This window comes from Mycobacterium sp. E1715, assembly GCF_001667625.1.
In the GTDB taxonomy this organism is placed as follows: domain Bacteria; phylum Actinomycetota; class Actinomycetes; order Mycobacteriales; family Mycobacteriaceae; genus Mycobacterium.
On record NZ_LZJJ01000476.1, the window covers coordinates 1 to 10,029 of the forward strand.

Consider the following 10,029-nt stretch of genomic DNA (forward strand, 5'->3'; position numbering starts at 1 on the left):
CCGATCCGCGAGGCGCTCGGCGCCGACATCACCCTGGCGGTCGACCATTTCCGATACTTCGCCGGGGCGATCCGGGCGCAGGAGGGTTCGCTGTCGCAGATCGACGAGAACACCGTCGCGTACCACTTCCACGAGCCGCTCGGGGTGGTCGGGCAGATCATCCCGTGGAACTTCCCGATCCTGATGGCCACCTGGAAGCTGGCGCCTGCGCTGGCGGCCGGCAACGCCGTCGTGCTCAAACCCGCCGAACAGACGCCGGTCTCGGTGCTCTACCTGATGTCGCTCATCGGCGACCTGTTGCCGGCCGGCGTGGTCAACGTGGTCAACGGATTCGGCGCCGAGGCGGGCAAGCCGCTGGCGTCGAGCAACCGCATCGCCAAGGTGGCGTTCACCGGTGAAACCACCACCGGCCGGCTGATCATGCAGTACGCCTCGCAGAACCTGATCCCGGTCACGCTGGAACTCGGCGGCAAGAGCCCGAACATCTTCTTCTCCGACGTGATGGCCAAGGGCGACGACTTCCAGGACAAGGCCCTCGAGGGCTTCACCATGTTCGCCCTGAACCAGGGCGAGGTGTGCACCTGCCCGTCGCGCAGCCTGATCCAGTCCGACATCTACGACGAGTTCCTCGAGCTGGCGGCCATCCGGACCAAGGCGGTGCGGCAGGGCGACCCGCTGGACTCCGAGACCATGTTGGGCTCGCAGGCCTCCAACGATCAGCTGGAAAAGGTGTTGTCCTACATCGAGATTGGCAAGGACGAGGGCGCCAAGATCATCACCGGGGGCGAGCGGGCCGAGCTGGGCGGCGACCTGTCGGGCGGCTACTACATGCAGCCCACCATCTTCGCCGGCAACAATAAGATGCGGATCTTCCAGGAGGAGATCTTCGGTCCCGTCGTCACGGTGACGTCGTTCTCCGACTACGACGACGCGATCTCGATCGCCAACGACACCCTCTACGGCCTGGGCGCCGGGGTGTGGAGCCGCGACGGCAACACCGCCTATCGGGCCGGACGCGACATCCAGGCCGGCCGGGTGTGGGTCAACTGCTACCACGCCTATCCCGCGCACGCCGCGTTCGGCGGCTACAAGCAGTCCGGCATCGGCCGGGAGAACCACAAGATGATGCTCGACCATTACCAGCAGACCAAGAACCTGATGGTGTCCTACTCGGACAAGGCGCAGGGATTCTTCTGATGGTCCCCGGCGTCGTGGTCACCGCCGGCGCCGCCGAACTGCTGGCGCGCCTGCAGGAGAAACACGGCCCGCTGATGTTTCACCAGTCCGGCGGGTGCTGCGACGGGTCGTCGCCGATGTGCTATCCGCGGGATGACTTCCTGGTCGGCGACCGCGACGTGTTGCTCGGCGTGCTCGACGTCGGGGACGGGGTGCCGGTGTGGATCTCGGGCCCGCAGTACGAGGCATGGAAGCACACCCAGCTGGTCATCGACGTGGTTCCCGGCCGTGGCGGCGGGTTCAGCGTGGAAGCCCCCGAAGGGCTGCGTTTCTTGTCCCGCGGCCGCGTCTTCACCGAGGACGAACAGGTTGAGCTGCGGGCCACGCCGGTCATCACCGGCGCCGATTACGAACGCGGCGAGCGCCCTTCGGCGCGCGGTCAGGTGGTGACTGACACGGCGGCGCGAACGTGCCCTCCGGGTCGGTGACGGCAGTAACCTCGAAGGCGTGATCCCCCTCCCGCGCCCGCGGTTGTTGGCCGGCGCCATGCTGGTCGGCGCCGCGGTCGGGCTGTTGGCGGGGGTGGGATTCGCCGGGACGGTCCACGGGAGCATCCGCCCGGCCTTCGCCCTCGCGCTGGTCGTTGGGATTCCGAGCGTCGCCGGGCTGGTGACGATCCTTTTCTCCGGACGCCGGTGGGTGACGATGCTCGGCGCGTTCGCCTTGGCGGTGGCCCCGGGCTGGTTCGGCGTCCTGGTCGCCCTCCAGGTGACATCACGTGGCTGACGACGACACCCCGTCGAGCCCGGGCACCCAGTCGTGGAAGCCCGACTTCTCCGACGACGACGAAGGCCCTGGCACTCAGTCGTGGCAGCCGGATTTCTCGGATTCCGACGAGGACGCCGGCGAGCGCCCGGCGGCGGCGCCGGACGAGCCCCCGACGTCCGAGCCGCCCGCCGGCGATGCCGATGCGGCCACCGAATCCGCCGCCACGCCGGTGCAACCGGTCACCGTCCCCGGCCGCTACCTCTACCTGAAGTGGTGGAAGCTGCTGCTGGTCGCGCTCGGCGTGTGGTGCTTGGCCGCGGTCCTCGGCCTCGGCCTGTTCTATTGGTGGTACCACTCGGCGGACGCGACCCCGGCGCTGTTCGTGGTGCTGGTCTATGTGGTGGCGTGCGCCGTCGCCGGCGTGCTGCTCGCGATGGTCGAGGGCAGGCCGCTGGTCTCGGCGCTCGCGCTGGCGGTGATGTCCGGACCCTTCGCCTCCCTGGCCGCCGCGGCGCCCCTGCTCGGCTATTACCACTGCGCGCGGGTGGGCCACTGCCTCGTCGGCCTCATTCCGTATTAACGCCCCGGCCGGGCGGCCATTAGGGTAGGGGCCGTGACCCATTTTGACGTCGTCGTCCTCGGGGCCGGTCCCGGCGGATATGTCGCAGCCATCCGCGCCGCGCAGCTTGGCCTCAACACCGCAGTCGTCGAGCCGAAGTACTGGGGCGGAGTCTGCCTCAACGTCGGCTGCATCCCGTCCAAGGCGTTGCTGCGCAACGCCGAGCTGGTGCACATCTTCACCAAGGAGGCCGCGACGTTCGGGATGAACGGCGACGCGACCTTCGACTACGGCGTCGCCTTCGACCGCAGCCGCAAGGTGGCCGAGGGCCGGGTCGCGGGCGTGCACTTCCTGATGAAGAAGAACAAGATCACCGAGATCAACGGGTACGGCCGGTTCACCGACGCCAACACGTTGTCCGTTGAGCTCAACGACGGCGGCACCGACACCGTGACGTTCGACAACGCGATCATCGCCACCGGCAGCAGCACCCGGCTGGTGCCCGGGACGTCGCTGTCGGAGAACGTGGTGACCTACGAGGAACTGATTCTGTCCCGGGACCTGCCGGAGTCGATCATCATCGCCGGTTGCGGTGCGATCGGCATGGAGTTCGGCTACGTGATGAAGAACTACGGCGTCGACGTGACCATCGTGGAGTTCCTGCCGCGCGCGCTGCCCAACGAGGACGCCGACGTGTCCAAGGAGCTGGAGAAGCAGTTCAAGAAGCTGGGCGTCAAGATCCTCACCGGCACCAAGGTCGAGTCGATCTCCGACAACGGCTCCGAGGTCACCGTCGCCGTCAGCAAGGACGGCAACACGCAGGAACTCAAGGCCGCGAAAGTGTTGCAGGCCATCGGGTTCGCCCCCAACGTCGAGGGCTTTGGCTTGGAGAACACCGGCGTCGCGCTGACCGACCGCAAGGCGATCGGGATCAACGACTACATGGTCACGAGCGTGCCGCACATCTACGCGATCGGGGACGTGACCGGCAAGCTGATGCTCGCTCACGTCGCCGAGGCCATGGGCGTGGTGGCGGCCGAAACAATCGCCGGCGCAGAGACCTTGGCGCTTGGCGATTACCGGATGCTGCCGCGGGCGACGTTCTGCCAGCCCCAGGTGGCCAGCTTCGGGCTGACCGAGCAGCAGGCCCGCGACGAGGGCTACGACGTGGTGGTGGCCAAATTCCCGTTCACCGCCAACGGCAAGGCGCACGGCCTGGGCGACCCCACCGGCTTCGCCAAGCTGATCGCCGACGCGAAACACCTTGAGCTGCTGGGCGGGCACCTGATCGGCCACGACGTGTCCGAGCTGCTGCCCGAGCTGACCCTGGCGCAGAAGTGGGACCTGACCGCCACCGAGCTGGCCCGCAACGTCCACACCCATCCGACCTTGTCCGAGGCGCTGCAGGAGTGTTTCCACGGCCTGACCGGCCACATGATCAACTTCTAGGGCCCATGCGCAGCGACATCGTTCTGGGGGCGATCGGCGGCCTCGCCGCAGGTTATGTCCTGTGGTTGGTGGCATTTTCGATCGCCGACGACAACGCGGCGGTGGGCCAGTGGGCCCCGACGGTGTTGCTGCTGTCGCTCGCGCTGGCGGTCTGCGCCACGATGTGGGCGTCGTTCTTGCGGCGGCGGCGTAAATACGCGTGGTCGGGATTCGGGTTCGGGTTGCCCGTGCCGCCGCTGCTGCTGACGCTGGCCGTCCTGGCCAACGTCTACCTCTGAGCGGGGCCGGTCTGGCGCGGGTTGTCCAGCGGGATGGCCAGGGCCGACATGGTCGCGGCCAGGCCGTCGTATTGGCTTGCCAGCAAGCAGAATTCGATGAGCTGACGCCGGTCCAGGTGCTGGGCGAGCTGCTGCCAGGTGGCGTCGGTGATGGTGCGGTCCTTAACGAACTCGTCGGTGGCGTTCAGCAGCGCCTGCTGGCGCACGGTCAGGCGCGCCTCCACGCGGTCCAGGCGCTCGGGCCACGCGAAGATGGCGTCCTGCAGGTCCGCGTCGAGGCCCTGATTGGCGGCCATCCGGCGATGGTGCTGCAGCTCGTACTCGCAGGCGCGCAGATGCGCGACGCGCAGGATCACGAGCTCGGTGTCGATCGCCGGCAGGCGGCCGCGCAGCACGCGGCCGCTGTAGATGCTCCACACCAGGAACAGGAACTTGTTCTGGCCCAGGGTGGTGAACAGGTGCATCTCGGGCGCGCGGACCTTGCGGGCGGCCGACTTCGCGAGAATCCAGTTGATCAGCCCAAGTTCGCGGAACCGCCCCGAGGGGATGCGACCACCTTGAGGCGCGGTCACGGTTGCTTCACCAGATACGGGGAGACCGTGCTGCGGTGCTCGTCCAGATCCAGGGCGCGGCCCAGGGCCGGGAACGCCCGCTGCGGGCAGTTGTCGCGTTCGCAGACACGGCAACCCGCACCGATCGGTGTGGCCACTGTTCCTGGTCCTCCCGAGACGTCGAGTCCTTCCGAGTAGACGAGCCGGTGCGCGTGGCGCAACTCGCAACCCAGGCCGATCGCGAAGGTTTTACCCGGCTGACCATACCGGGCGGCGCGGCGCTCCACGGTGCGGGCCACCCACATGTAGTTGCGTCCGTCGGGCATCTGGGCGATCTGCACCAGGATCTTGCCCGGGTTGGCGAACGTTTCGTAGACGTTCCACAGCGGGCAGGTGCCGCCGCTGGAGGAGAAGTGAAAGCCGGTGGCGGACTGCCGTTTTGACATGTTGCCGGCCCGGTCCACCCGGACGAAGGAGAACGGCACGCCCCGCATCGACGGTCGCTGCAGGGTCGAGAGGCGGTGCGCGATGGTCTCGTAGCTCACCGAGTAGAAGGACGACAACCGTTCGACGTCGTAGCGGAAATTCTCTGCGACGTCGTGGAATTGGCGATAGGGCAGCACCGCCGCCGCGGCGAAGTAATTGGCCAGCCCCAGCCGGGCGAGCGTGTGCGACTCGTCGCTGGTGAACTTGCCCTCCTCCACCAGGGTGTCGATCAGATCGCCGTACTCGAGGTAGGCCAGTTCGGCCGCCATCTTGAACACCTGTTGGCCGAGCGAGAGGTGGTTGCTGATCTCCAGCGTCTTGGTGCCGGGGTCATACCGGTGCAGCACGGTGTCGCCGAGATCGATCCGCCTGTTGATGTGCACGCCGTGCACCTCGGTCAGCCGGCGATTCAGTTCGCGGGCCAGATCACCGTGGTGCAGTCGCATCTGGATCGTCAAGTCCTCGGCGGCGGTGTCCAGCTCGTGCAGGTAGTTCTGCCGCTGGTAGAAGTAGTCGCGCACCTCCTCGTGCGGCATGGTGATCGATCCGGTGCCGCTGCCATCGGAGTACCGCTCCTCGGTGGCCGCGGCCAGCTGCGCCGTGGTGATCCGGTAGCGCCGGTGCAGGTTGACGACCGCGCGGGCCAGCGCGGGATGTGAGCCGACCATCTCGGCCACCTCGGCCGGGTCGACGTCGATGTCCAGGTCGCGGTCCATGGTGACCTCGCGCAGCTCGGCGACCAGCCGGGTGTCGTCCTGGGAGGCGAAGAACGTCGCGTCCACGCCGAACACCTCGGTGATCCGCAGCAGCACGGCCACGGTCAGGGGCCGGACGTCGTGCTCGATCTGGTTGAGGTAGCTCGGCGAGATTTCCAGCATCTGGGCCAGAGCGGCCTGGGAGAACCCGCGCTCGTTGCGGAGTTGGCGGACGCGGGAGCCGACGAACGTCTTGGACACTTTGCCCAGGATAGCGGGTTGCTAAGCGGATGTTGGCAGGGTTCGCACGGGGCCGCGGACGCGTCGCGATTGGTTTTTGGCACAGGTCGTTGGCATGATTCGCAACGAGACCGCAGGGCTAGCCTGAGGCGCCCACGAGGAGGAAACGGGGAGTTAAGCCGTGAGCCTGGACAAAGAACTGATGCCGGTTCCCGACGGACACCCCGATGTCTTCGACCGCGAGTGGCCGCTGCGGGTGGCCGACATCGACCGCACCGGCCGGTTGCGGCTGGACGCCGCGTGCCGGCACATCCAGGACATCGGACAGGATCAGCTGCGCGAGATGGGCTTCGAGGAAACCCATCCGCTGTGGATCGTGCGCCGCACGATGCTGGACCTGATCCGGCCGATCGAGTTTCAGGACATGCTGCGGTGCCGCCGGTGGTGTTCGGGCACGTCGAACCGGTGGTGTGAGATGCGGGTTCGCGTCGACGGACGCAAGGGCGGGCTGATCGAATCCGAGGCCTTCTGGATCAACATCAACCGGGAGACCCAGATGCCGTCGCGCATCTCCGACGACTTCCTGGCCGGCCTGCACAAGACGACGTCCATCGACCGGCTGCGCTGGAAGGGCTATCTGAAGCCGGGCAGCCGCGACGACGCCGCGGAGATCCACGAGTTCCCCGTCCGGGTCACCGACATCGACTTGTTCGACCACATGAACAACTCGGTCTATTGGAGCGTGATCGAGGACTACCTGGCTTCGCACCTGGAGCTGATGCGTCTCCCGCTGCGCATCACGATCGAGCACGAGGCACCGGTGGCGCTGGGCGACAAGCTGGAGATCATCTCGCACGTCCACCCGCCCGGTTCGACCGATCAGTTCGGCCCCAACCTCACCGATCGCACTGTTACAACGCTCACATATGCGGTCGGCGACGAGACGAAAGCGGTCGCCGCGATCTTCTCCCGCTAACCGGACAAGTGTCCCGTTAATTTCCCGGCTGACCTGGGGATTCCGGTTACCAGCGGGTAGTTTCTGAAACGGTTCAGTTTCCGTTTATCTTCGCAACATTCGCTAAATCCCCCCGAGTCGTTGCCGAAATTGGCAAATGAAATGGGTGGAAATGCGTGGTCAGGCTGTGTCATCTTCGAATTAGCACACCAGCGAAGTTGAGCCTCTAGCTACCGCCGGTGCAGCGTTCACCAACTCAGTAGTGAAGATTCGTTAAGGAGCATGCCCAATGTCTGCCGTTGGCACCCCCAAGAGCGCCGAACAGATCAAGAAGGACTGGGACACCAACCCCCGTTGGAAGGGTGTCACCCGCACCTACAGCGCCGAGGACGTCGTCGCCCTGCAGGGCACCGTGGTCGAGGAGAACACCCTGGCCCGCCGCGGCGCCGAGGTGCTGTGGAGCCAGCTGCACGACCTCGAGTTCGTCAACGCGCTCGGCGCGCTGACCGGCAACATGGCCGTCCAGCAGGTCCGCGCCGGCCTCAAGGCCATCTACCTGTCGGGTTGGCAGGTCGCCGGTGACGCCAACCTCTCCGGCCACACCTACCCGGACCAGAGCCTGTACCCGGCCAACTCGGTGCCGCAGGTCGTGCGCCGGATCAACAACGCGCTGCTGCGCGCGGACCAGATCGCCAAGGTCGAGGGCGACACCTCGGTGGAGAACTGGCTGGCGCCGATCGTCGCCGACGGCGAGGCGGGCTTCGGTGGCGCGCTCAACGTCTACGAGCTGCAGAAGGCCATGATCGCCGCGGGCGTCGCGGGCTCGCACTGGGAGGACCAGCTGGCCTCGGAGAAGAAGTGCGGCCACCTCGGCGGCAAGGTGCTCATCCCGACCCAGCAGCACATCCGCACGCTGACCTCGGCCCGCCTGGCGGCCGACGTCGCCGACGTGCCGACCGTCGTGATCGCCCGCACCGACGCCGAGGCGGCCACCCTGATCACCTCGGACGTCGACGAGCGCGACCAGCCGTTCATCACCGGCGAGCGGACCAAGGAGGGCTTCTACCGGGTGCGCAACGGCCTCGAGCCCTGCATCGCCCGGGCCAAGGCCTACGCGCCGTACTCCGACCTGATCTGGATGGAGACCGGCACCCCGGACCTCGAGCTGGCCGCCAAGTTCGCCGAGGGCGTCAAGGCCGAGTTCCCCGACCAGTTGCTGGCCTACAACTGCTCGCCGTCGTTCAACTGGAAGAAGCACCTCGACGACGCGACTATCGCCAAGTTCCAAAAGGAGCTGGGCGCAATGGGATTCAAGTTCCAGTTCATCACGCTGGCCGGCTTCCACGCGCTGAACTACTCGATGTTCGATCTGGCCTACGGCTACGCCCGCAACCAGATGACGGCTTACGTCGAGCTGCAGGAGCGCGAGTTCGACGCCGAGGAGCGCGGTTACACCGCGACCAAGCACCAGCGCGAGGTCGGTGCGGGTTACTTCGACCGCATCGCCACCACGGTCGACCCCACTTCGTCGACCACCGCGCTGACCGGCTCCACCGAAGAGGGTCAGTTTCACTGAGGACGAGCGGGCTTAGGCCCGCGAGGACGAAGTGAAACCGATGGCTTGAGTCACTGATTCCTTCCGGAGCCGAGCAGGCGCGAACTCGCACCGCTGCGATCCAGATCGTGCGAGTTTGCGGCTGCTCACCGTGAAGTAGCATTGGCCCCGCCCAGCGAACCTGGGCGGGGCCTATTGCGGTGCAAGACGATACGACACCGAAAGAGACGACAGTGAGCGACGCAGCGATTCAGCGGGTAGGGGTGGTCGGGGCCGGCCAGATGGGATCCGGCATCGCCGAAGTCGCGGTCAGAGCCGGCGTCGACGTGACGGTGTTCGAGACCACCGAGGCGCTGATCACGGCCGGGCGCAACCGCATCGTGAAGTCCCTGGAGCGCGGCGTCAGCGCGGGCAAGGTGACCGAGCGGGAACGCGACCGGGCGCTGAGCCAGCTCACCTTCACCACCGATCTGAAGGACCTCGCCGACCGCCAGCTCGTCATCGAGGCGATCATCGAGGACGATGCCATCAAGGCCAAGGTGTTCGCCGAACTCGACGCCGTCGTCACCGATCCCGATGCGGTGCTGGCGTCCAACACGTCCAGCATTCCGATCATGAAGATCGCAGCGGCCACCAAGAATCCGCAGCGGGTGCTGGGTCTGCACTTCTTCAACCCGGTCCCGGTGCTCCCGCTGGTCGAGTTGGTCAGCACCCTGGTCACCGACGAAGCCGCCGCCGCGCGAACCGAGGAATTCGCGAGCGCCGTCCTGGGCAAGCAGGTGGTGCGCTGCTCGGACCGGTCGGGCTTCGTCGTCAACGCCCTGCTGGTGCCCTACCTCTTGTCCGCAATTCGCATGGTGGAGGCGGGTTTTGCCACCGTCGAAGACGTCGACAAGGCGGTTGTCGCCGGGCTGTCACACCCGATGGGCCCGCTGCGGCTGTCCGATCTGGTGGGCCTGGACACCCTGAAGCTGATCGCGGACAAGATGTTCGAGGAGTTCAAGGAACCGCATTACGGTCCGCCGCCGCTGTTGCTGCGCATGGTCGAGGCGGGCCGGCTGGGCAAGAAAACCGGCCAGGGCTTCTACACCTACTGACGGCGCAGCTGCCCGGCGTCGTGGCGCCGATATTCCAGCGCGCGAAGTCAAGACAATGTTGGTTTTTCCGGTTATTATGCTCGCGTTAAATACGCGAAAGGGTAATCGGGAACCCCATGACCACATTGACTCCGTTCTATGAAGAATCGCAATCCATCTACGACGTTTCGGACGAGTTTTTTGCCCTGTTCCTAGATCCGACAATGGGCTATACGTGCGC

12 protein-coding genes are annotated in these 10,029 nt (G+C 66.3%); 10 read left to right on the forward strand and 2 right to left on the reverse strand.

The window, feature by feature from the left end; genetic code table 11:
• From adh to A9X03_RS23865, 6 genes are all read left to right on the forward strand, one after another.
• Positions 1-1,197, forward strand: a 1,197-nt coding sequence (gene adh, locus A9X03_RS23840) for an aldehyde dehydrogenase (protein WP_068263319.1), incomplete at its 5' end; no start/stop codon positions are given.
• Positions 1,197-1,664 (forward strand): DUF779 domain-containing protein, encoded by a 468-nt coding sequence (locus tag A9X03_RS23845; RefSeq protein ID WP_068015136.1) that lies wholly within the window; start codon positions 1,197-1,199, stop codon positions 1,662-1,664. The genes adh and A9X03_RS23845, both read left to right, overlap by 1 nt.
• A 19-nt stretch (positions 1,665-1,683) precedes the next feature.
• Entirely contained in the window at positions 1,684-1,962 is a 279-nt protein-coding gene (locus tag A9X03_RS23850; RefSeq protein ID WP_067755570.1) for a putative holin, read from the forward strand.
• Entirely contained in the window at positions 1,955-2,524 is a 570-nt protein-coding gene (locus tag A9X03_RS23855) for a hypothetical protein (RefSeq protein ID WP_068015133.1), read from the forward strand. The genes A9X03_RS23850 and A9X03_RS23855 overlap by 8 nt, the downstream gene beginning before the upstream one ends.
• Positions 2,525-2,557: 33 nt before the next feature.
• Positions 2,558-3,952 carry a dihydrolipoyl dehydrogenase gene (gene lpdA / locus A9X03_RS23860; protein WP_068263323.1) on the forward strand — a complete coding sequence of 465 codons (1,395 nt, stop codon included), beginning with the start codon at positions 2,558-2,560 and terminating at the stop codon, positions 3,950-3,952.
• Positions 3,953-3,957: 5 nt separating this feature from the next.
• On the forward strand, positions 3,958-4,230 hold the full coding sequence (locus A9X03_RS23865; protein WP_067755559.1) for a hypothetical protein: 273 nt from the start codon (positions 3,958-3,960) through the stop codon (positions 4,228-4,230).
• On the opposite strand, the gene A9X03_RS23870 is transcribed toward A9X03_RS23865, so the two are convergent.
• Both A9X03_RS23870 and ramB read right to left on the reverse strand, forming a co-directional pair.
• Complete coding sequence (locus tag A9X03_RS23870) at positions 4,221-4,802, reverse strand: carboxymuconolactone decarboxylase family protein (RefSeq protein ID WP_067783246.1); 582 nt, start codon at positions 4,800-4,802, stop codon at positions 4,221-4,223. The genes A9X03_RS23865 and A9X03_RS23870 overlap by 10 nt on opposite strands.
• On the reverse strand, positions 4,799-6,223 hold the full coding sequence (ramB, locus tag A9X03_RS23875; RefSeq protein WP_067755553.1) for an acetate metabolism transcriptional regulator RamB: 1,425 nt from the start codon (positions 6,221-6,223) through the stop codon (positions 4,799-4,801). Before ramB ends, A9X03_RS23870 begins: the two co-directional genes overlap by 4 nt.
• A gap of 160 nt (positions 6,224-6,383) precedes the next feature.
• On the opposite strand from ramB, the gene A9X03_RS23880 reads away from it, so the two are divergent.
• The 4 genes from A9X03_RS23880 to A9X03_RS28810 form a co-directional block, all read left to right on the forward strand.
• Positions 6,384-7,178 carry an acyl-[acyl-carrier-protein] thioesterase gene (locus A9X03_RS23880; protein WP_067755550.1) on the forward strand — a complete coding sequence of 265 codons (795 nt, stop codon included), beginning with the start codon at positions 6,384-6,386 and terminating at the stop codon, positions 7,176-7,178.
• A gap of 268 nt (positions 7,179-7,446) precedes the next feature.
• Positions 7,447-8,733 (forward strand): isocitrate lyase, encoded by a 1,287-nt coding sequence (aceA, locus tag A9X03_RS23885; protein ID WP_067755546.1) that lies wholly within the window; start codon positions 7,447-7,449, stop codon positions 8,731-8,733.
• 212 nt (positions 8,734-8,945) lie between these two features.
• Complete coding sequence (locus A9X03_RS23890) at positions 8,946-9,809, forward strand: 3-hydroxybutyryl-CoA dehydrogenase (RefSeq protein ID WP_067755542.1); 864 nt, start codon at positions 8,946-8,948, stop codon at positions 9,807-9,809.
• A gap of 116 nt (positions 9,810-9,925) precedes the next feature.
• A partial coding sequence (locus tag A9X03_RS28810; RefSeq protein WP_197499120.1) for a class I SAM-dependent methyltransferase occupies positions 9,926-10,029 on the forward strand: 104 nt, incomplete at its 3' end.

Excerpts from the sequence above, each read along its gene's own strand:
- A9X03_RS23845 (WP_068015136.1), top strand. The coding sequence starts at position 1,197 with ATGGTCCCCGGCGTCGTGGTCACCGCCGGCGCCGCCGAACTGCTGGCG.
- A9X03_RS23865 (WP_067755559.1), top strand. The coding sequence starts at position 3,958 with ATGCGCAGCGACATCGTTCTGGGGGCGATCGGCGGCCTCGCCGCAGGT.
- aceA (WP_067755546.1), top strand. The coding sequence starts at position 7,447 with ATGTCTGCCGTTGGCACCCCCAAGAGCGCCGAACAGATCAAGAAGGAC.